The sequence below is a fragment of the Gilliamella sp. genome (assembly GCF_024104075.1).
GTDB classification, from domain to species: Bacteria; Pseudomonadota; Gammaproteobacteria; order Enterobacterales; family Orbaceae; genus Gilliamella; species Gilliamella bombi.
In genome coordinates, this window is sequence record NZ_JAGGHR010000030.1 from 1 (window position 1) to 21,260 (window position 21,260).

At 34.8% G+C, this 21,260-nt stretch carries 21 protein-coding genes, 1 tRNA gene and 1 pseudogene; 15 read left to right on the forward strand and 8 right to left on the reverse strand.

Translation table 11 applies throughout. The annotated features are described in order from the left end of the window. The 3 genes and pseudogenes from J6569_RS08775 to J6569_RS08785 all read left to right on the forward strand — a co-directional run. A partial coding sequence (locus J6569_RS08775) for an integrase core domain-containing protein (RefSeq protein WP_296318260.1) occupies window positions 1–596 on the forward strand: 596 nt, incomplete at its 5' end. A gap of 35 nt (window positions 597–631) precedes the next feature. Next, window positions 632–760, forward strand: a pseudogene (locus tag J6569_RS08780) (phage terminase small subunit P27 family); the annotation flags it as partial. Then, window positions 744–2,411, forward strand: a complete 1,668-nt coding sequence (locus tag J6569_RS08785; protein ID WP_296318261.1) for a terminase large subunit — start codon at window positions 744–746, stop codon at window positions 2,409–2,411. The pseudogene J6569_RS08780 and the gene J6569_RS08785, both read left to right, overlap by 17 nt. Here the strand turns inward: J6569_RS08785 and J6569_RS08790 are convergent. Continuing rightward, entirely contained in the window at window positions 2,392–2,715 is a 324-nt protein-coding gene (locus J6569_RS08790) for a hypothetical protein (protein WP_296207403.1), read from the reverse strand. The two genes, J6569_RS08785 and J6569_RS08790, sit on opposite strands and share 20 nt — an antisense overlap. Before the next feature lie 450 nt (window positions 2,716–3,165). On the opposite strand from J6569_RS08790, the gene J6569_RS11280 reads away from it, so the two are divergent. After that, window positions 3,166–3,318, forward strand: coding sequence for an IS3 family transposase (locus J6569_RS11280; protein WP_366940504.1), 153 nt, complete (start codon window positions 3,166–3,168; stop codon window positions 3,316–3,318). A gap of 218 nt (window positions 3,319–3,536) precedes the next feature. Here the strand turns inward: J6569_RS11280 and J6569_RS08795 are convergent, their stop codons facing one another. Further along, window positions 3,537–4,250, reverse strand: a complete 714-nt coding sequence (locus J6569_RS08795) for an IS5 family transposase (protein WP_366941255.1) — start codon at window positions 4,248–4,250, stop codon at window positions 3,537–3,539. Window positions 4,251–4,660: 410 nt separating this feature from the next. Continuing rightward, entirely contained in the window at window positions 4,661–5,062 is a 402-nt protein-coding gene (locus J6569_RS08800; RefSeq protein ID WP_065589761.1) for an SMI1/KNR4 family protein, read from the reverse strand. 360 nt (window positions 5,063–5,422) lie between these two features. Between J6569_RS08800 and J6569_RS08805 the strand changes: the two genes are divergently transcribed. After that, complete coding sequence (locus J6569_RS08805) at window positions 5,423–6,073, forward strand: DUF421 domain-containing protein (RefSeq protein WP_034912801.1); 651 nt, start codon at window positions 5,423–5,425, stop codon at window positions 6,071–6,073. A gap of 74 nt (window positions 6,074–6,147) precedes the next feature. Here the strand turns inward: J6569_RS08805 and J6569_RS08810 are convergent, their stop codons facing one another. Beyond that, a complete protein-coding gene (locus J6569_RS08810; protein WP_296318263.1) occupies window positions 6,148–6,420 on the reverse strand; it encodes a DksA/TraR family C4-type zinc finger protein in 273 nt (90 codons plus the stop codon). A 165-nt stretch (window positions 6,421–6,585) separates the two neighbouring features. Between J6569_RS08810 and msrA the strand changes: the two genes are divergently transcribed. From msrA to msrB, 3 genes are read left to right on the forward strand one after another with little or no spacing between them, the layout of a single operon-like run. Next, the gene (gene msrA / locus J6569_RS08815; RefSeq protein WP_296318264.1) at window positions 6,586–7,113 is read left to right on the forward strand and encodes a peptide-methionine (S)-S-oxide reductase MsrA; all 528 of its coding nucleotides are present in this window, start codon (window positions 6,586–6,588) and stop codon (window positions 7,111–7,113) included. A 15-nt stretch (window positions 7,114–7,128) separates the two neighbouring features. Continuing rightward, window positions 7,129–7,656 carry a cytochrome b/b6 domain-containing protein gene (locus tag J6569_RS08820; RefSeq protein ID WP_085164013.1) on the forward strand — a complete coding sequence of 176 codons (528 nt, stop codon included), beginning with the start codon at window positions 7,129–7,131 and terminating at the stop codon, window positions 7,654–7,656. A 48-nt stretch (window positions 7,657–7,704) separates the two neighbouring features. Continuing rightward, window positions 7,705–8,148, forward strand: a complete 444-nt coding sequence (gene msrB / locus J6569_RS08825; protein WP_065589763.1) for a peptide-methionine (R)-S-oxide reductase MsrB — start codon at window positions 7,705–7,707, stop codon at window positions 8,146–8,148. A gap of 60 nt (window positions 8,149–8,208) precedes the next feature. On the opposite strand, the gene lptG is transcribed toward msrB, so the two are convergent. Both lptG and lptF read right to left on the reverse strand, forming a co-directional pair. Further along, window positions 8,209–9,273: an LPS export ABC transporter permease LptG gene (gene lptG / locus J6569_RS08830; RefSeq protein ID WP_296318265.1), complete on the reverse strand. Its 1,065-nt coding sequence runs from the start codon at window positions 9,271–9,273 to the stop codon at window positions 8,209–8,211. A gap of 10 nt (window positions 9,274–9,283) precedes the next feature. Continuing rightward, the gene (gene lptF, locus J6569_RS08835) at window positions 9,284–10,387 is read right to left on the reverse strand and encodes an LPS export ABC transporter permease LptF (protein WP_296318266.1); all 1,104 of its coding nucleotides are present in this window, start codon (window positions 10,385–10,387) and stop codon (window positions 9,284–9,286) included. 137 nt (window positions 10,388–10,524) lie between these two features. Between lptF and J6569_RS08840 the strand changes: the two genes are divergently transcribed. From J6569_RS08840 to ruvB, 6 genes are all read left to right on the forward strand, one after another. Further along, on the forward strand, window positions 10,525–12,003 hold the full coding sequence (locus J6569_RS08840) for a leucyl aminopeptidase (RefSeq protein ID WP_296318267.1): 1,479 nt from the start codon (window positions 10,525–10,527) through the stop codon (window positions 12,001–12,003). Window positions 12,004–12,019: 16 nt separating this feature from the next. Beyond that, window positions 12,020–12,475: a DNA polymerase III subunit chi gene (locus J6569_RS08845; RefSeq protein ID WP_065610897.1), complete on the forward strand. Its 456-nt coding sequence runs from the start codon at window positions 12,020–12,022 to the stop codon at window positions 12,473–12,475. A 521-nt stretch (window positions 12,476–12,996) separates the two neighbouring features. Beyond that, the gene (dnaX, locus tag J6569_RS08850) at window positions 12,997–15,204 is read left to right on the forward strand and encodes a DNA polymerase III subunit gamma/tau (RefSeq protein WP_296318268.1); all 2,208 of its coding nucleotides are present in this window, start codon (window positions 12,997–12,999) and stop codon (window positions 15,202–15,204) included. 31 nt (window positions 15,205–15,235) lie between these two features. Next, complete coding sequence (locus J6569_RS08855; RefSeq protein ID WP_296318269.1) at window positions 15,236–15,574, forward strand: YbaB/EbfC family nucleoid-associated protein; 339 nt, start codon at window positions 15,236–15,238, stop codon at window positions 15,572–15,574. Window positions 15,575–15,755: 181 nt separating this feature from the next. Beyond that, complete coding sequence (ruvA, locus tag J6569_RS08860) at window positions 15,756–16,364, forward strand: Holliday junction branch migration protein RuvA (protein ID WP_296318270.1); 609 nt, start codon at window positions 15,756–15,758, stop codon at window positions 16,362–16,364. A gap of 13 nt (window positions 16,365–16,377) precedes the next feature. Continuing rightward, window positions 16,378–17,382: a Holliday junction branch migration DNA helicase RuvB gene (gene ruvB / locus J6569_RS08865; protein ID WP_296318271.1), complete on the forward strand. Its 1,005-nt coding sequence runs from the start codon at window positions 16,378–16,380 to the stop codon at window positions 17,380–17,382. A gap of 93 nt (window positions 17,383–17,475) precedes the next feature. Here ruvB and cysK read toward each other — a convergent pair whose 3' ends face one another. Together cysK and J6569_RS08875 are read right to left on the reverse strand one after the other, a co-directional pair. Then, entirely contained in the window at window positions 17,476–18,441 is a 966-nt protein-coding gene (gene cysK / locus J6569_RS08870) for a cysteine synthase A (protein ID WP_296318272.1), read from the reverse strand. A 583-nt stretch (window positions 18,442–19,024) separates the two neighbouring features. Next, window positions 19,025–19,101: transfer RNA gene (locus tag J6569_RS08875), tRNA-Val, on the reverse strand. Window positions 19,102–19,382: 281 nt separating this feature from the next. Here J6569_RS08875 and recQ point away from each other — a divergent pair. Continuing rightward, a complete protein-coding gene (gene recQ / locus J6569_RS08880) occupies window positions 19,383–21,212 on the forward strand; it encodes a DNA helicase RecQ (protein WP_296318273.1) in 1,830 nt (609 codons plus the stop codon). Window positions 21,213–21,260: the final 48 nt, after the last annotated feature.

Sequence of the window (21,260 nt, forward strand, 5' to 3'; positions counted from 1 at the left end):
GTTATTTATGTGCACAAGATACCTATTATGTAGGGCACATTAAAGGCATAGGGAAAATATACCAACAAACATTTATTGATACCTATTCCAGACTCGCTTTTGCTAAAGTCTATACCGAGAAAAACAGTCTGATTGCTGCCGATATGCTCAATGATAAAGTCCTTCCTTTCTTTGACAACGAACAAGTGCCACTTTTACGCATTCTTACCGACCGAGGGACGGAATATAATGGCCATAAGGAGAGCCATGCTTATGAACTTTATCTTAATCTAGAAGATATTGAACACACCAAGACCAAAGCCTACAGCCCACAAACTAACGGTATTTGTGAGCGATTTCATAAGACGATGAAAACAGAATGTTATGATATTTTATTTCGACGTAAGATTTACACGCAATTGAGTGAAATACAAAACGATATTGAGCAATGGCTTGAGTTTTACAATCGAGAAAGAGCACACTCTGGAAAATATTGTTATGGGAAGACACCATGGCAAACATGGAATGATGCAAAAGGGTTGGTTAAGGAAAAGCAATTGGAGAATTTATTTTGCTCATCGGACACGCATTTTGTTAAAATGAAAGCCGATGAGTAATACGTGTCTGTCAGATTAAGTTTGAGCTACTACAATTAAGTGCAAAGTCAGAAGCTGAAAAAATTATGATTAAAATGGCTTCATTACTGGGCTTCGACCCTGTTAGTCGTCGCAAAAATCCCGTAGAAGTTGAAGAGGAAGACGAGCTTGACCGCTTGGCATAATTACGCATTATCTGTTAAAAATGGGGATATTTCTGCTTGTAAACGATTAAAACAAGCAGTAAATCGCTATTTTATTGATTTAGATAATCCAAATTATTACTTTGATAGTGAGATAGTCACTAAATTTATCTCATTCTCAAAGGTTTGTCCTCACGTCAAAGGATACCTTAGAAGTCAGCCTATTAACTTAGAGCCGTGGCAACAATTTTTATTTGCTAATCTGCTGGGTTTTAAGCACATCAACACAGGGTTACGCAAGTATCGCAGTGCCTATGTACAAGTACCGAGAAAAAACGCCAAATCAACAACAGCGGCAATATTGGCTAACTGGTTCTTAGTGATGGAAAAAGGACAACAAGATATCTATACCGCAGCCGTTAGCCGTGACCAAGCCCGAATCGTGTTTGATGATGCAAGACAGATGGCCATATTAAGCAAGCCAATAAAGAAAAGGGTCACCATTCAACAGCATAAAATCATCAATCCTAAGCAAAATAGCCTATTACGTCCTTTAGCGTCAAAAGCTGCCACTATTGAGGGGACTAATCCTAGCTTATCCATTGTGGATGAATATCATCTACACCCTGATAATGGCGTATATTCAGCCCTTGAGTTAGGTATGGGCGCAAGACCTGAGGGGATTTTATTTGCCATCACTACCGCAGGCAGTAACACAATATCAGCCTGTAAACAGCATTATGATTATTGTTGCCCGATTTTAGCAGGTGACGAGGTTAACGAATCGCAATTTGTGCTTATTTACGAACTGGACGATGAGAGCGAAATCGACAACCCTAATTTATGGATAAAAGCCAATCCCAATCTTGACATCTCCGTCGATAGGGTTGCCTTAGAGGACACCATTAAGAAAGCCAGAGGCATACCCTCGCAATGGGTCGAAATGCTAACTAAACGCTTTAATATTTGGTGTAATGGTGCCACGCCTTGGGTAAATACTGGTAGCTGGATTGCGTGTAAGGCTGATTACTCAGAAGGTGATTTAAAAGGCTTAGATTGCTATGCTGGATTAGATTTATCATCTACTAGTGATATTACTAGTGTCTGTTATTCGTTTCCGTTTGAAACCGAGGTAAGATTATTAACACGGCATTACATTCCTGAATATCAGCTTAATAATGTGGCTAACAAAAATAGGGAAATGTACCGTAAATGGGTTAATCAAGGATGGATACGAGTTACTAAAGGTGATTGTATCGATTATGACCAGATACGGGATGATATCTTAAAAGATAGCGAGCAATTTAATATCAAGCTAATTGGCTTTGATGTATGGAACGCCACACAATTACGCACTCAATTACAGAACATCGGCTTAGACGTTGAGCCATTTCCTCAAACCTATGCACGCTATAGCCCAACGTCAAAAACTGCCGAGGTATTTATTAGCCGTAAACGCATTAAACACAATGGCGATCCTGTCCTTTCTTGGGCGGTCAGTAATGTAGTGATGGAAACCGATGCGAATGCTAATATCAAACCCAACAAAAAGAAAGCAGCCAACAAGATAGACCCTGCGGTTGCTTTCCTAATGTCATTCGGTACTTACTTGCTTGAATATGGCGAGATAGATATCAACCTATCAGATGAACAAAAGCAAGCGTTAGATAAGTTTAATGGAATTCTTTTATAGATAATAAAGTAAATAGAAAAATCACAGCTACATATAAGACAATTATAAGTCCTATAGAAATAGCTTCTTTTTTCTCAAGATTTTTTGATGAAATTTCATTGTATGCATGAAATCCCCATATTCCCCAAACAGTGATAATTTCTATGATAAACATACCAATACCATTCAATCCAACATCTTTAACCATCATGTAATAAAACATAATTGTAAGGGCTATACTCCCAGTAGAGCTATTTACAATATCAACAATTTTTGTACATATAGGTGGAAATTTTTTTATTTGTTCTTTAAATGTTTTTTTCATTTTTGATTCCTTATACTAAAAATAATCATCTTAATTTACCATGTTATTAATAACATACAACACTATAATAACACAAGGTTAATTAATTGATTATTAATAATTAATTTTGTTAGTGTTGTTAGTGTCATAAAATTGCAAAAAATAAGTTTTTCTTTTAACTCTTCAATTGGTAATGTTTAAATGATTCTTTAATTAAGAATCAACTAATATAGGTTAATGTTATACGTTATGTTATACGTTAAAAGGTGATTTTTATATAATAATTTGATTAATAATATTATTTATTATTTGTATAGAGGCAGTATGGGCCACCATTAAACACTATGATTTATATAAGTTCTTAAGCATTTCTTAGATTTTCCATTGTGCCGTTTAATGAGCCTTGTGCCGTAAATAGGTTTGGGATAATACGGTTGTTGGAAGTTTTTTTCATACACTAAAATCCCTATTATTCATGGTTGTTACTATAAAACGAGGAAGTTGTCTAATAAAGCACTATTTGAATATATTCAAATATATCATAATTGTATTCGTCTTCGGCAGCCAACGGCTGGATATCGCTTGAACAATATGAACAATACTATTACCAAAACAATAAAATAATAAAGAAGGGTAATCTCTAATATTTTTGAGAGGATCAGTATTTTGCCTTGATACACTGGAGTATGGTATGTGTTTTTTATCCCAGCCCCATAATTTAAAATCACTCATCAGCGTCTTCTTTTTCATACGATCATTTATATTATTGTCTTTATTACTATCGTAAGCTGTAAAAAGCAACAAGAGGTTAGGGCTGTTGATCTTTGCTGTACATAAATTAATCAACAATACATTGGCAGCCACATTAACATAAATGCCAGTGATACCATACTGGCATAATTCCTTTCTAATTTATCGTATCTAGTTGATATTGAACGGTATTGCTTGATTCTAGCAAAGGCATTCTCGACTAAATGACGATAGCGATAAAGGCTCCTATCCATACTGCTTTTATCTATATCCTTACCATAATTACGTTTAGCAATCACCGTTCGTCCGCCTTTTTGACGAACAAAGCACCGAAAAGGCTCGCTGTCATAACCTTTATCGGCTATCACTGTATTCACTTCATCGAGCCTTTCAACTAGGTTTTCTGCATAAGTGATATCATGTCGTTGTCCTTCAGAAAGCTCAAAACAAATAGGCAAACCACCACTATCAACCGCAAGATGAATTTTAGTTGAATTACCACCACAGCTCTGACCTATTTGCTCACAATGCTCCGTTGCTGCGCCTGTACTATGTTGATGAGCCCTGATAATCGAGCCATCTAGGAACACCAATTCAAAATCCGCTAGTTGTGATAAATGTTTGAAAATATCAACTAATATCCCTTTTTTAGACCACAAATTAAATCGTCTATAGACAGTGCTCCATTCACCAAACTCTTCTGGCAAATCTCGCCAAGGAATACCAGTTCTCATTCGGAAAAGGATCCCTTCAAACGTCATCCGATGCTCGGATTTATTATAAACTCGGCCGGTATTTTTCATTATTTGTAGTAGCTTTTCTCACCGTTTATCTGTTAGCATTGTTCTTGGCATGATGAATCGAGTTATGGTTGTTTTTTGCTGAATTATTATAACTCACATCATGCCGTCTAAAAAATAATCATGAAAGATCAACACGCCCTATAAACTCGGCCGGTATTTTTCATTATTTGTAGTAGCTTCTCCCACCGTTTATCTGTTAGCATTGTTCTTGGCATGATGAATCGAGTTATGGTTGTTTTTGGCAGAATTATTATAACTCACATCATGCCGTCTAAAAATAATCACGAAAGATCAACACGCCCTAATATTTTATGATTAAAATACTCAACTGAAAACTTATAAGGCGTTAATTTTGTTTTTATGTATATTCATTGCAACATTTTTTTAATGACTTTAAACAATGCGATTAATTCCTACAGCTTATTTATAAAACTATCAAATGATTCAGATACTAAAACTAATTCTTTTTCATCCATCAGCCATATATATATTTCTCCATAATTTTCATTTTTTAATGAAAGTAAAAAACAATTTCCACCCTCATCATAAGCAAAAGGAATCATATCTTTTAAATTAGAAAAGTCATCAATTAAATTAGTGTAAATATCTTCTATAGTTAAATCGCCATATTTTATTGGATTAAAGCCACCTAATAAAAAGAAATTATGTTCACCGTTTTCGGGAGGGTAACCACCATTAAATTTAATGTAAAAATCAATAAATGAAAGTGGAATTTCTTTATCAAAATAGTTGCTAAATTCTTCAATTTCTTCAAAAGATAATTGTTTTTCCGATTCTTCGATTATTAGTTGCATTTGTTATTATCCTTTTTAACTGGAAATATATACTTTTTGATTGTTTTTGTGGGTAAATATTTTACCTTCATTTCAAACTTAAAACACACCGATTTACAACATTGCATAATAGAAATTAGTTATCGCAATCAAAGTAATAATCTTATAATTTGTGTGAATTTTAGAGTAAAATACAATCAATAAATTATATTAATAATCATACTTTGTTTTAGTCATGAAAATAGAACCGTATTGATCATTAATCAAACAAAAATTATACCAGTTTTACATAAATTATTACCCGTTTCGATACAGAAGTTTCTATTGATTCTGCATTTGGAATTGTAGTTCAACATATTTTGTTTAGCTTGGAGAAAGGAAATGTATTTATTAGAAATGGCACCAAAATTTTTATTAGCTTTAATTATTTTACTTGTTTATGTGAAGTTATCGGGTAAAAGCCAAATAGCACCTATGTCACAGCTTGATCAGGTTGGTAGTATGGTTATTGGTGCGTTGGTTGGGGGGGCCTTACTTAGTCCGACAGTATCTTCTTGGGAATCGGCTGGATTAGTGGCTATTTGGGCTGGCTTACTTGTTTTAATTCGATTTATCAAATCTAAAAACTCACGTTTACGCGATGCTATAGATGGCGAACCAATCCAACTTGTTAAAAATGGGCATTTAATAACGGATAATTTTGTTAAAGCCAACTTACCAGTAAGGGATTTTGAAACCTTAGTCAATATACAAGGCATAGCTTCTTTTGATGAGTTAAAAGAGGTTTGGTATGAATTAAATGGTTCGTTAACTGTTATCAAAAAAGGTGATAAAGATATTGCCGTGCTAATCATCGAAAATGGCGGTATTAGCCATGACAATTTAGAACAACTTAAAAAAGATGAAAATTGGGTTAAACAAGAAATTGCAAAACAAGGTTATGAAAAATTAGAAGATATTTTTTGTGCTGAATGGTTTGATAATAAATTAATTGTTTATCCTTATGACGCTGTTCGTGAAGGTAAAAAATAACTATTGTTTGTATCTTAGGGTGGGTAATAATCCACCCATCTTTTAGCTCAATTGGTTAAAAATGTATCTTCAAATTAACGTAGTTGGCTATCTTTGCTGCCACGACGATTATATAGACTTGATGTTTTAGCTAATTGTTTATCGATTTCTTGTTGGCAAGACAAACAATATTGTACGCCAGGCAATGCTGACCTTCTGGCTTCTATAATAGGCTCTCCACATTCAATACAAAAATGAGCACTAATTGTACCGTGATAGAGTTGTCTTCTTGCGTTTTCGATGGCATCAGCAATAGTGCCTTCGATTTGTTGATTAACGGCATCGTCAGACGCCCATCCACTTGCCATAAATGAATCCTTCTATAACTGAAATAGTTGACCAATGATATGGTGTTTTTTTAAACATTTTCAAGTAGTATGCTAATTTAAAGCAGTGTATTTTAGTGTTAATGATTATGCTGAAGTTAAGCAATAAATAGAAGAATTGTTTAACATATTAAGTGGGAGGTTATTATGCAACAATATGAACAAGCAACATTTGCTGGTGGTTGTTTTTGGTGTATGGTTAAACCCTTTGATCAGTATGAAGGGGTTATTAGTATTGTAGCAGGATATACTGGGGGGAATGTTATCAATCCAACCTATCAGCAAGTTTGCTCAGGCGCAACAGGGCACATCGAAGCGGTACAAATTAAGTTTGCTCCAAAAGTTATTAGTTATAAAAAATTGCTTGAAATTTTTTGGAAACAAATCGATCCAACGGATTCACAAGGGCAATTTGCTGATCGAGGTGATTCTTATCGTCCTGTTATTTTTTATCATAATGAATATCAACATAAAGTAGCATTATCGTCTAAACAAGCATTACAAGATAGTAAGAAGTTTAATAAGCCTATAGGTGTCGCTATAGAGCCAGCAGTTGCCTTTTACCTAGCTGAGGATTATCACCAAAATTATTATACAAAACAATCCCAGCATTATAATCAATATTATCAATTATCAGGGCGATCAAAGTTTTTAGCTCAGCATTGGCAAAAATAAAGAGGCAATTGAATTATGCAAAACTATCCGCAATATAGTAGTAAACAAAAATGGATTCATTGGTTAACATTGATACTGATTGTATTAACGTTTTTATTAGTGTTATTTAAGGTGACATTGTCACATTATTTGGGTGGTATGTTTACTATTTATTTATTGCATAAATCTTTTGGTGTGTTGATATTTGTAATAACATTGTGGCGTTTTACAATTATTAAAACCGAAGGTGTGCCTAATGTCTTGCCCAAAAATCAAAAACTACAACGTATTTTATCTAAGTCCATACAAGGATTTATTTACATTTTTTTAATTATTGTGCCTCTGTCTGGGTACTTAATGAGTAGTCGGTCGCTGAATTTTTTTGGCATCATTTCTATTCCGGCTATTGATATGCCTAACATGTTTTATGATTTTTTTCATATTATGCATAAGTTCAGCCCATATTTATTAGCAATTTTACTTATTTTACATATAGCTGGCGCCTTATATCATTATTTTTGGATTAAAGATAAAGTATTGCAATCAATGTTAAGTCGTAATTAATTCTATTATTTAAAATAAATAACATAAAGGTGACTTATGAATAAAACAATGAAAGAAAAAGCACTGTCTATATTAACACCTATGCAATATCACGTAACTCAAAAAAATGGGACTGAACCACCGTTCGAAAACGAATTTAATTCCAATAATGAGGAAGGGATATATGTTGATATTGTGTCTGGCGAGCCGTTATTTACTTCGTTAGATAAATTTGATTCAGGATGTGGCTGGCCTAGTTTTGCTAAACCGATAAACAAGAGCAATATTGTTGAAAAAAAGGACACCAGTTTTGGTATGCGACGTATTGAAGTGCGATCTGTGGAAGCTGATTCTCATCTTGGGCATGTCTTTAATGATGGTCCAAAAGAGTTAGGTGGATTACGTTATTGTATTAACTCGGCTTCCTTACGATTTATACCTAAAGAGGAACTGGAAGATGCAGGTTATGGGCAATATTTAAACCTGTTTGATAAACAATCACAGACAGCATAATCGTTACAATATAAAAATCCTATCATCTAAATCAGATGATAGGATAAAATTTTAAAAAACCTAGTTTTTTCGTTTAAATAAAATATAACTAATCAATAAAAATACGAAACTGGTTATAAGCGAACCAATAATAGGGTAAATACCAATAACAATACTTACTTGGGCAAACAAATTATCGGTAATATAAAATAAAAAGCCAAAGCTGATACCTATCACCACACGAATCCCCATTGATACGCTACGCAATGGACCAAAAATAAACGATAAAGCTAACAACATCATCACAGCAACTGAAATTGGTTTAATGATCTTTTTCCAAAACAGCAAATCATAATACTTAGTATCTTGCCCAGAGTTTTTTAGGTATTGTGAATACTCATAAAGCCCTGAAGCCGACAACGAGTCAGGATCAAATGCGACAATATTTAATTTATCAGGAGTAATGCTTGTTTTCCAAGGCATGGATATCGTATTTACACCAACTACTTTATTGGGCACTGTTAGATCATTTTTTTCAACTTGCGATAATGTCCAAGTATCATTTTCATACACTCCATAAGCAGCATAGGTAATAGATTGAAGCTTATTTTGGTCAACTGAATAAATATAAACATTCGAAATCGAATTATCGTTATTTACATGGCCAATAAAAACATAATCATTACCATCTTTAGCCCAAAGACTGCCTTGTTCAGCCATTAACGAATTACCATAAAGCTTTTCAGAACGCATATTGCGTGCAGTTTGCTCGCTAACTGGAGCAACCCATTCACCAACCGCCATTGTAATTAGTACTAGTGGTAATGCTGTTTTCATCACCGCAAATGCAATTTTGAAACGACTAAAGCCAGATGTTTCCATTACAATTAATTCACTGCGGGATGCTAACAATCCTAAACCAATCAATGCACCCAATAACGCAGCCATCGGGAAGAATACTTCTAAATCTTTTGGAGCCATTAAAAGCGTATAAATACCGACAGAAAAAGCATCATAATCAACTTTAATTTTTCGAAGCTGATCAATAAAACGGATGATACCCGACAAACTGATAAGTAAAAAAAGACTAACACCAATGGTGCTTAAAATAGTTTTACCAATATAACGATCTAAAATCGAAAACACGCTTTGCTCCTTAAGATGCAGAATATTTTAAGCGAAGTTTACGCATAAATAGGTTATCCCAACAATTCAATATTATCGCTAACACAAAATATCCTAAATTCAATATATAAAACCACAATTCGGGATCTAACCGACCTTTACCTGCATTAGCCTTAATTGAACTGGCTGATAAAAAGTAAACTAAATAGAGCAGTAAAGCAGGTAAAACTTGTGCAAGGCGTCCTTGTCGTGGGTTTGATACGCTCAGTGGAATAACTAAAAAGGCCATTAATGGTACTGAAATAATTAGCGTTATCCGCCAATAAAATTCCGCAACAGCTTTAGGTGTATTAGTGTTAATAAGCTCTAATATTCCCAATTGCTGAACATCGATTTTATCGTTATCCTCGTTAGTATTTAACTCTTTGGGTTTTATGATACCTAAATAATTATGAAAGTTTGAAATTCTAAAATCTTTTAATTGTGCTGTGCCTTCATAACGATTAGCATTTTCAAGTGTAATAATTTGGTTACCTTCGTTATCGTGCCCTGTCTTCCCTTTATTGGCAACAATAATCGAAGGTCGTTGATTTGCTTTTGGATTGATTTGAGCAATAAAGACATTCTCTAAATTGTTATTATCCACATTACCAATGTAAATAACTGAATTACCATCTGGCGTTTGTTGGAATTGTCCTGCTAATAATCCAGCTAAACTAGGATTGATCTTAGCATTAGCAACCAATTGATCTTGCTTAACGTTAGACCAAGGACCAAACCAAAGTGAATTCATTACGGTTAATATACTAGTTAAAATGCATAGAAAAAATACTACTTGATAAGTTAAGTTTTTCTTAACACCACATGCATGCATTGCTACCATTTCACTATCAGAATAAAGTCGCCCGAAAGTAACAAGTACACCAAGAAAAAGGCTCAGCGGCAAAATAAGATCGGCCATATTTGATACGCCTAAAACTAGTAACGGCATAATTAATTCACGAGGGATTGAACCATCGATTGCGCTCGACAAAATTCTAATTAATTTTTGAGAAAAGAAAATCAGCAACAAAATAAATAAAATTGCCCCTTGGGTTTTCAATGTTTCTTTCACTAAATATCGACGAATTATCACATCTTACCTTTATCTGTTGGCACAAAATCAGACTATTATAATCTGATTTGTTTCGTTTTAGTTATCTTTTTGTTGCTATCCAACAATGAACCGATAGAATATAAATTATCTGCACTAATTCATAAACGAGAAGCACCATGGAATTTCAAATAAAAAACAGTACTATTATAACTAAACAAAAAACAGAGTGTTTAGTTGTTTCAATTGATTCAAGAAAAAACCAGTCTGATTTTGTCAAAGATATCGATAAATCAACCAATGGTTTAGTTAGTCAACTTATCAAATCAGGTGATATAAGTTGCGAACTAGGTAAAACTACTTTGTTATATCCAAATAACAATTTAAAACAAAAACTTTTATTTGTTGGTTGTGGCAAAGCAAAAACATTTGACTCAGCTCAAGCTAAAACCGTTATTAAAGCGGTAATAAAAGAACTACTAGCCAAAAAAATTAAAAATATCGCATGGGATCTATTAGCGTTCAATGAAGTAAATAGCCTTGAAATAGCCAAACAATTGCCGCAAATTATTAGCGATATAACTTATCGGTTTGATGATTTTAAAACGACTAAAGATCCTGTACCAAGCTTAACTAAAGTGACATTATTAATTCATAATAAGAAAGCGTTATCAGCATTAACTGATAACTTGTTACAAGGGCAAATTATTGCTAATGCTATTACCGTAACAAAAACAATTGCCAATATGCCGTCAAATATTTGTAACGCAAAATACTTAGCCGAACAAGGTAAACAACTAGGCAAACAGCATTCATCATTAAAAGTAACCTGCCTTGGCGAAAGCGAATTGGCAAAATTAAACATGAACGCTTATTTAGCAGTAGGGCGGGGTTCGCAAAACGAATCAATCATGACTATTATTGAATACAAAGGTGCTAAAGATAAAAAAGCCCAGCCGTATGTTTTAGTCGGCAAGGGACTAACCTTTGATTCAGGAGGAATATCAATCAAATCATCTGCAGGCATGGACGAAATGAAATACGATATGTGCGGTGCGGCAACCGTTTATGGTGTTATGCAGGCTGTGGCAGAGTTAAAATTACCTATTAACGTTGTTGGAGTCATGGCGGGTTGTGAAAACATGCCTGACGGCAACAGCTACCGTCCTGGCGACATATTGACAACCATGTCAGGTATTACAGTTGAAGTGATTAACACTGATGCTGAAGGTCGCTTAGTCTTATGTGATGCTTTAACATATATTGAACGTTACAATCCAAAAACTGTTATTGATATTGCCACTTTAACTGGCGCTTGTATCGTTGCACTAGGACATCACTATACTGGAGTAATGGGTAATAACGACAAATTAATTGCACAATTGATCTTATCATCCAACAAAGCAGGCGACAAAGCATGGGCGCTACCGATTGATAGTGAATTCCAAGAACAAATCAAATCAACCTGTGCTGATATTGTTAATACTGGTGGTCGAGATGGCGGCACCATTACTGCGGCATGCTTCTTATCACGTTTTACCGAAAAATATCAATGGGCACATCTAGATATTGCTGGCACAGCGTGGAAATCTGGTGGGCAAAAAGGAGCAACGGGTCGTCCAGTTGCCATGTTGATTCAATATCTACTAGATCAATAAATCGAGCTAAGATTTTATGAAAAAAGTGATCTTCTATTTACTTGAAAACCAAACAGAAGCCGACGAGTCTGGCGTGCTTTTTTACGAAAAACTAGCATGCAAAAAAATAGTTGAAGCATGGCACGCCAATCAGCGCGTGCAAGTTGCTTGTCAGGATCAGGGTCAAGCAGAACGAATAGACGAGTACCTATGGCAACTCGAAACCGACAATTTTGTTCCGCATAATTTGGCTGGTGAAGGCATGAAAGGGGGATCACCTGTTGAAATTAGCTGGCCACAAAAACGCAGCAGCGGCACACGTCAGCTACTTATTAATTTACAAGAACAATTTCCTGAATTTGCAGGTGTTTATCGTGATATTATCGATTTTGTGCCAGTGGATGAGCAGCTAAAGTCATTAGCAAGGAAACGGTACAAGTTGTATAAAGAGGCAGGATTTAATCTTAAAACGATTTCAATTAATTGCGAATAATATTAGGGATGTTTTTTTATTTCTTCACTGATTATTTTTTCTAAAACTTAATGTAAAAATTAAATAAAATCAATATCCTGCCTGAATGTTTTTTAATGGTGAAATCTGTGCATTATCCAAAAACTCAAAATTCACGCCAACCCTTTTTTTATTGATGGGTAAAAATTAATGAAAAACAATAAATTAAAATCATCTTGTAGAAAAGGGTATTTTAAAGTAGAAAACCTGTTTTGCTTTTGCAAAACTATGTTTATAGTATATCTGTTTCTCTATTAACGCCATATAGGTGGTTTAGAAAAACGCTCTTTTTTCGTTGTGCTTTCTTATATATTCCATTTTATAATTTGTTAGGTATGTTTAGGTTAGCACTATTACACTTTTATTTTTTAATAGCAAATTTAGGTTTTCTCAAGCTAAATTTTGTTGATTAATATTGCATCGATTATTGACTGTATCAAGACTATTTTGCCAGTTTATGATATGATTAGTGCCAAATTCAATGGCAATGAGTTATGGTGATTATGAGTTATCAAGTTCTGGCACGCAAATGGCGACCAAAATCATTTTCTGAGGTTGTGGGGCAGCAACATGTCCTTAAAATTTTGTCTAATGCACTTTCGCTAGGGCGAGTTCATCATGCTTATTTGTTTTCAGGCACTCGAGGAGTAGGTAAAACGTCAATTGCGCGTTTGTTAGCAAAAGGGCTGAATTGCGAAACAGGCATTACTGCTACACCATGTGGAGTTTGTGATAATTGTCGTGATATTGAACAAGGTCGTTTTGTTGATTTACTTGAAATTGATGCCGCATCTCGTACCAAGGTCGAAGACACTCGTGAAATACTTGATAACATCCAATATTTACCAACTAAAGGGCGCTTTAAGGTTTATTTGATTGATGAAGTGCATATGTTATCGCGCAGTAGCTTTAATGCACTTCTTAAAACCCTAGAGGAGCCACCTGAGCATGTTAAGTTTTTATTGGCAACTACAGATCCGCAAAAATTACCTATAACTATTTTATCACGTTGTTTGCATTTACATTTAAATGTATTAGATACAACATTAATTGGCCAGCAACTTGAACATATTTTAAAATTAGAGCAAATCAGCAGCGATCCGAAAGCGATTGGGTTATTAGCTAAAGCAGCTAATGGCAGTATGCGTGATGCGCTGAGTTTAGCCGATCAAGCGATTGCTCTTGGTAACGGTAAGGTCGATGCAGAATCAGTGTCGGTAATGCTTGGTACACTTGATAAGTCGGTTCCTTTTGCAATTGTTGAAGCATTACATAATAGTGATGGTAATGCCTTAATGCAACAAATTGAAGCAGCTGCTATACAGGGCGCTGATTGGGATAATCTGTTAGCCGAAACCATTACTTTATTGCATCAAATTGCGTTATTACAAGTAGTGCCAACTGCTTTGGGTGATTATATTGATAATGAAGAGCGCATACGTTTTTTAGCACAATATATGGCACCTAACGATGTGCAGTTGTTTTATCAAATTTTGCTAATGGGTCGTAAAGAGCTTTCTTTTTCGCCTGATAAAAAAATTGGTGTCGAGATGAGTTTTTTACGCGCTTTAGCCTTTATGCCAAAGGTGGTTGATGCTGTTACACCACCAGTTATGGCTAGTTCGGCATCTGTTCAAGGCAATAAGCAGACTCAAACTCAAAAGCAAACTAAAGAACCGCCTAATACCCAATCGCAATCACAAGCAGTAATGCATGCGAATGTATCAAGGCAAGCAGAAGCTAATAATCAGGCTGTAAATCAAACTAAAAAACAATCTCGAATTCAGCAATCTGATCCTATACTTGCAACAGTGAGCCAGCCAGTTAATCATATCGAACAGAATACACCACAATCAGTGATAAGTTCGTCATTAACAAATGAGCAAAGTCAGCACAACGACTTAAACGATTTAACCGTTTTGTCTTCAAAAACAGCGTCAACATCTAAAGCCAAACCAGCAACGGCGGATCTAACGATTCCTGATGATGTGTCGTCGGTGACTAAAAGCATTTTAGAAATGCGTATGCAGTTGTTAAAAGAGGAACAATATCCAAAAAAGTCTGAATCGGTTGATGTAATTCAACCAAAAAATTTAGTAATAAATAAATCACTAACACGAATTAAACAGAGCTCTGTGCCAGTAAACGATATCGATAACAACGATAACGGCAATAGTAAAGAAGACATTACCGCTGAAAATTATCGATGGCAAGCCAGTGGTCTAATTGCAATGAAGGAAGAATTGCTGGTCGATACTAAGGCTTTTCGTGAGTCACTAAATGGTGATAAAACTCCTGAAATGACTAAGAAATTAATTACCGAAATGGCGCAAAAAGATGCCTGGTGTGCCGAGATTGAGCAATTAGATTTACCGCCGTTAATTAAGCAAATCGTAGTTAATTCAGCTTTTGAACAAGTAGATAGTGGAACGATTGTGTTGCATTTGCGTTCAACCGTTAAGCATTTAATTAATTCGGTATCGAATGTGATCAAGGTAAAAAAAGCGCTATGCAAACATCGTAACCAAGAGCTTGATGTAGATATTATTATTGATGATGTGAATTATAAAACACCAGTTGAAATGCGCGAAGAGTTATACCAAGAAAAACTTGCGCAGGCGAAGATAGCCATTACCGAAGATTCAAAAGTGGCTACAATTTGTCGATATTTTGATGCTAAGATTGATGAAGCCAGTATTCGTCCTGTATAATGCGGACTATATTTTTTAATGAGGAATTATTATGTTTTCAGGTGGAAAAGGTGGTTTGGGCAATTTAATGAAACAAGCCCAACAAATGCAAGCTAAAATGCAACAAGCACAAGAGGAGATCGCTAAATTAGAAGTTACTGGCGAATCAGGTGCTGGCTTAGTTAAAGTCACTATTAATGGTACTCACAACTGTAAGCGCGTTGAAATTGATCCATCGCTTATGGCTGATGATGATAAAGAGATGTTAGAAGATCTTATTGCTGCGGCTTATAATGATGCGGCTCGCCGTTTAGATGAAGCACAAAAAGAAAGAATGGCTCAGGTTACTGGTGGTATGCAATTACCACCAGGTTTTAAAATGCCGTTTTAAGTTAACGCACTAATTTAGTTAGTTAAACTTTTTATATTGCCGACTTTGAGTATCAAGTCGGCAATATTGTTTTTTTATTGCCTGTCTATTTATACAGTTTTTCTTTATTATTTTTTTGCTATCGGGTAAACTACACCTTATTATTTGCTTATTTGTTATGCTTTATTATTAAGGATATATTGTGATTGGTCGTTTACGTGGTACCATTATTGAAAAGCAACCTCCTAAAGTCTTGATAGAAGTCGGTGGCATCGGTTACGATGTGTTTATGCCGATGACCTGTTTTTATGAATTACCCGAAAATGGACGAGAAGTCATTGTGTTAACACATTTCTCCGTGCGTGAAGATGCCCAAATCCTGTATGGTTTTAATCAAGAACAAGAGCGTGAATTGTTTCGAGAACTCATTAAAGTTAATGGAGTTGGTCCTAAGTTGGCGTTAGCCATTTTATCGGGCATGTCAGCAGCACAATTCATTAGTGCTGTTGAACAAGGTGAAATTAAAACACTAGTTAAATTGCCCGGCGTAGGTAATAAAACTGCACAACGATTAATTGTTGAAATGAAAGATCGCCTTAAACATTTTTGTGAGCAATCATCAAATGTTAGCTTGGTTTCTGATGTAGATAGTGTTCAAAAGTTAGCTAATCAAATTGAAAGCGAGGCTGTTTCGGCTTTAATAGCATTAGGTTATAAACCACAAGAAGCTAGCCGTATTATTAATAAAGTAATTAAACCAGAAATGGATAGCGAAACGCTGATTCGTGAAGCCTTAAAGTCGGCACTGTAAATAGGGATTGATTATGATTGAAGCGGATCGTTTAATTGCTCCACAAGCGCAAAAGGAAGAAGAGTCACTAGATCGTGCTATTCGCCCTAAATGTTTGGATGAATATATTGGGCAACCGCAAGTGCGTGAACAGATGAAGATTTTTATTCAAGCAGCTAAGCAACGCAGTGATGCACTTGATCATGTGTTAATTTTTGGGCCGCCAGGATTAGGAAAAACCACGTTAGCTAATATTGTTGCCAACGAAATGAATGTTAACCTACGTACTACTTCAGGACCTGTGCTTGAAAAGGCCGGCGATTTAGCTGCTATGTTGACTAATTTAGAGCCCAATGATGTATTGTTTATTGATGAAATCCACCGATTGTCTCCTGTTGTTGAGGAAATTTTATATCCTGCAATGGAAGATTATCAATTAGATATTATGATTGGTGAAGGGCCTGCAGCACGTTCAATCAAAATCGATCTTCCCCCCTTTACATTAATAGGTGCAACAACCCGTGCAGGATCGTTAACTTCACCATTGCGAGATCGTTTTGGTATTGTACAACGACTTGAGTTTTATCGGGTTGAGGATTTGGAATATATTGTTAGCCGTAGCGCTAAATTTTTGGGAATGGATCTGTCAGACGAAGGTGCGCATTTGATTGCCCAACGTTCACGCGGTACCCCCCGAATTGCAAATCGACTTTTGCGCCGTGTGCGCGATTATGCCGATGTAAAATCAAAAGGTGTTATCGACAAAGAAATTGCTACTCAAGCGCTAGATATGCTTGATGTTGATAATGAAGGTTTTGATTATATGGATCGCAAATTATTACTGGCTATTATAGAAAAATTTATGGGTGGTCCTGTTGGTTTAGATAACATTGCCGCGGCAATTGGTGAAGAGCGTGAAACGATCGAAGATGTACTTGAACCTTTTTTAATTCAGCAAGGTTATATCCAAAGAACGCCACGCGGTAGAATTGCTACACCTCATGCGTATCAGCATTTTGGGATTATTCAGGATAATTGAACAGTTAAAATTATACTAGTTTATGTTAACAAAAAGCGTGGCTATTTGCTCAGCCACGCTTTTTTATTAATCAAGTTTAATTCTATTTGGAATTTAACCGAGCTCTTTTTCAGTAAACATGCCACTAAATAAGTCAGTACTTAAGTAGCGTTCACCAGAAGAAGGTAAAATGACTACAATAGTTTTATTAGCATTTTCTGGTAATTTTGCTAATCGATCGGCAGCATAAACGGCGGCACCAGATGAAATTCCTGCTAAGATTCCTTCTGTTTCCATCAATTTGCGGGCTGTTTCGATCGCTTCTTCATTTGATACTTTTTCTACCACATCAATTAAACTTAAATCAAGATTTGCAGGAATAAAACCAGCTCCAATACCTTGAATTTTGTGAGGTCCCGGCTTAATTGGTTCACCTGCTAGTGTTTGACTGATTACTGGTGAGTTGGTTGGCTCAATGGCAACAGCAGTTATATTTTTACCCTGCGTTTTTTTGATATAACGTGTTACACCTGTAAATGTACCGCCCGTTCCTACTCCAGCAATAAAAATATCGACTTTACCATCGGTATCTTGCCAAATTTCAGGACCCGTTGTTTTTTCGTGAATTTCTGGATTAGCAGGATTACTAAACTGCTGTAGCATCAGGTTCTTTTTAGGATCCCTTGCCACCATTTCCTCTGCTTTTTCGATTGCGCCTTTCATACCTTTAGCAGCTTCAGTTAATACTAAGTTAGCACCTAAGGCTTTTAGTAGCTTTCTGCGTTCAATACTCATGCTTTCAGGCATGGTTAACGTTAGCTTATAGCCTCGAGCAGCGGCTACAGCTGCAAGTGCAATCCCAGTATTACCACTTGTTGGTTCAATTAGTTCAACATCAGTAGTTAATAAACCACGCTTTTCAGCATCCCAAATCATGTTTGAGGCAATGCGGCATTTGACGCTAAAACTTGGATTGCGAGCCTCAACTTTGGCTAAAATATTACCGTGACCAAAATGTTTTAATCTGACTAATGGTGTATACCCAATAGTTTGTGAATTATCATCAAAGATATTACTCATAATAAAGTCCTTCTTTAGTTCTAATTAGCTCAAGAGAAACTCTCTCTCTCTAATTACTTAATCATATTTATCATTATAAATACTACCTAAAAAGATGGTACTAATTAATTATTATAATGATATTCATTTTAGCTATAAGATGATCTTTGTTTGTAGGAGTTTTTTATAAATGTTAGTAATTGCCAAGGTTCTAAAATTGAATTTTTTGTTAAAAATGTGTTATCACAAAATATATGACTTTAAATCAACAAATCCTTTAGTATTTATTGGATTTTATGTAAATGTATGAAATTATCTGATATCAATTAATTTAAATTCTTACTATTTTAGCTCCTTTATACCTATGGTTTATTTATATTCCTATTTCAATAATAGTGTTAATACTAGTTATTTTTAACAAAAAATAATCAAATTAATAAGGCAAATATAAATTACTACAGGTTAGGTAATTTTTTACGATGTTTATTTTGATTATTTTTCTCATGTCAGTAACAGGGGGTATTGCTAGGGCTTAATATAGCTATATTCTAATTGAATAGATAATAAGCTGGTTTATTTGGATAATTGTAAATAGACCATAATATGGTACGCCCGGGTGGACTCGAACCACTGACCCCCACCATGTCAAGGTGATGCTCTAACCAACTGAGCTACGGGCGTATATTTGAAACACGTAAATATTAACTGTCAAATCGGTTTGTATCAAGTAAAAAAATAAAAAAATAGCTTTTTTTTTAGTCTGTTGAACTAAATTTATTATAGAATTAACATTATATGTAATAAATTCTAAAAATTACAATAGATATTGTTTAATGCAGCTGTTTAAAAAACATTTTATTTTTCGGATTGAATTACCAGTTTTCGAAAATTGATGGTGGTTTGTTTACTTTAATTTAGCTATACTCGCTAGCCCAAGTCGGATTTTATATGTTTAGGTTAGTATGTCAATAAAAGATCATATTGAAGATGTTTTACAAAATGTTTTTGGTTACAAGTCATTTCGAAATCAACAAAGAGAAATTATTGAATCTATTATTGATGGTCGTGATACTTTAACAATTATTCCAACTGGGGGCGGAAAATCTTTATGTTATCAAATTCCCGCAGTTTTATTACCAGGAACAGCAATAGTTGTTTCACCCTTAATTTCTTTGATGAAAGATCAGGTTGATCAATTATTAGCTAATGGTATTGCTGCTGCCTATCTTAATGCCTCACAATCATCTATAGAACAACAAAAAGTTATCAAGCAATATTTGGATCATTCAATAAAACTATTATACGTTTCTCCTGAAAGATTGGGTGTTTACTCTTTTTCTTCATTAATTGATGAGTATCCTCCTTCATTAATAGCTATTGATGAGGCGCATTGCATTTCTCAATGGGGGCATGATTTTAGGCCTGATTATAGGCAATTAGGACAACTTTCTATTCGTTTCCCTAAAGTCCCTATTGTTGCATTGACTGCAACAGCAGACACAATGACACAAAAGGATATTATTCATCAACTTAATTTGGTTAATCCATTGGTTGTAGTAAGAAGCTTTGATCGGTCTAATATTCGTTATACAGTTGTTGAAAAATTTAATCAATTTGAACAAGTTGTTTCTTTTATTGAGACGCAAAAAGGTAATAGTGGAATTATTTATTGTTCAAGCCGTTCTAGAGTTGAAGATATGACAACTAGGCTTGCTTCCCGTGGGTTTTCTGTTAAGGCTTATCATGCTGGGTTGACTAATAATGAACGTCAACAGGCCCAAGAAGATTTTATAAAAGATAATGTGCAAATTATTGTAGCTACCGTTGCATTTGGTATGGGAATTAACAAACCTAATGTGCGTTTTGTTGTTCATGCTGATAGCCCAAGAACGATTGAATCTTATTATCAAGAAACAGGCCGTGCAGGTCGTGATGGTGTACCAGCTGAAGCTATACTATTATTTAATAGTAAAGATCTTAATTGGTATCAGCAACAAGTTATTAAAAAAGGGAATGGTCAACATCAAGATATAGAATTACAAAAGATCAATGCAATGGAGGCTTTTGCACAAAGTTTGACTTGTCGGCGCATTGTGTTGCTTAATTATTTTGGTGAAGAGAGGACCGAACCATGTAATAACTGCGATGTTTGTTTATATCCTCCAGAGCTTTATAACGGTTTAATTGATGCACAAAAAGTTTTATCTTGTGTTTATCGTGTAGAACAGCATTATGGTGCTCAATATATTATTGACGTGTTACGTGGTTCTGGGCGAACTCAAATTAAAGAAAATGGTCATGATAAGTTATCGGTTTATGGTATCGGCAAGCAGTATTCATCAGATTATTGGTTAAGTGTTATTAGACAGCTAGTTTATTTGGGGTATTTAAGTCAAAATATATCTGCTTTTACTACGCTTCAGTTAACACAAAAAGCGCGTCTAATACTTAGAGGTGAAATATCATTATCATTAGCTAAACCACGTTTAGAAATTGTTAAGAAAAGCAGAATTAATCGCTATGCAAGAGCAATTAATTTAACAACAATTCTATCTTACGAAGAGCGTATTTTATTTAATAATCTTAAAAGATTACGCAAAAGTATTGCCGATGCTGAAGATATTCCTCCCTATATTGTTTTTAGTGATGCAACATTGCTTGAGATGGTTCAGACTAAACCTGAAAGTAAAAAACAGTTAATTAACGTTACTGGTGTGGGTAAAATTAAGTTACAAAAATATGGTAACTTGTTTTTAGATGAAATAAATGAATTTATGATAAAAAATATGTAACAATTTTATACTGAAAAATACTTCTTGAGCTTTTACCTCGTTTGGTTC

What these genes read in the sequence shown, in the direction of transcription:
- ruvB (WP_296318271.1), top strand. Translation starts at nt 16,378, where the DNA reads ATGATTGAAGCGGATCGTTTAATTGCTCCACAAGCGCAAAAGGAAGAA.
- J6569_RS08845 (WP_065610897.1), top strand. Translation starts at nt 12,020, where the DNA reads ATGAAAAAAGTGATCTTCTATTTACTTGAAAACCAAACAGAAGCCGAC.
- J6569_RS08800 (WP_065589761.1), bottom strand. Translation starts at nt 5,062, where the DNA reads ATGCAACTAATAATCGAAGAATCGGAAAAACAATTATCTTTTGAAGAA.
- J6569_RS08820 (WP_085164013.1), top strand. Translation starts at nt 7,129, where the DNA reads ATGCAAAACTATCCGCAATATAGTAGTAAACAAAAATGGATTCATTGG.
- J6569_RS08790 (WP_296207403.1), bottom strand. Translation starts at nt 2,715, where the DNA reads ATGAAAAAAACATTTAAAGAACAAATAAAAAAATTTCCACCTATATGT.
- J6569_RS08840 (WP_296318267.1), top strand. Translation starts at nt 10,525, where the DNA reads ATGGAATTTCAAATAAAAAACAGTACTATTATAACTAAACAAAAAACA.
- dnaX (WP_296318268.1), top strand. Translation starts at nt 12,997, where the DNA reads ATGAGTTATCAAGTTCTGGCACGCAAATGGCGACCAAAATCATTTTCT.
- J6569_RS08805 (WP_034912801.1), top strand. Translation starts at nt 5,423, where the DNA reads ATGTATTTATTAGAAATGGCACCAAAATTTTTATTAGCTTTAATTATT.
- msrB (WP_065589763.1), top strand. Translation starts at nt 7,705, where the DNA reads ATGAAAGAAAAAGCACTGTCTATATTAACACCTATGCAATATCACGTA.
- J6569_RS08810 (WP_296318263.1), bottom strand. Translation starts at nt 6,420, where the DNA reads ATGGCAAGTGGATGGGCGTCTGACGATGCCGTTAATCAACAAATCGAA.
- msrA (WP_296318264.1), top strand. Translation starts at nt 6,586, where the DNA reads ATGCAACAATATGAACAAGCAACATTTGCTGGTGGTTGTTTTTGGTGT.
- recQ (WP_296318273.1), top strand. Translation starts at nt 19,383, where the DNA reads ATGTCAATAAAAGATCATATTGAAGATGTTTTACAAAATGTTTTTGGT.
- J6569_RS08855 (WP_296318269.1), top strand. Translation starts at nt 15,236, where the DNA reads ATGTTTTCAGGTGGAAAAGGTGGTTTGGGCAATTTAATGAAACAAGCC.
- cysK (WP_296318272.1), bottom strand. Translation starts at nt 18,441, where the DNA reads ATGAGTAATATCTTTGATGATAATTCACAAACTATTGGGTATACACCA.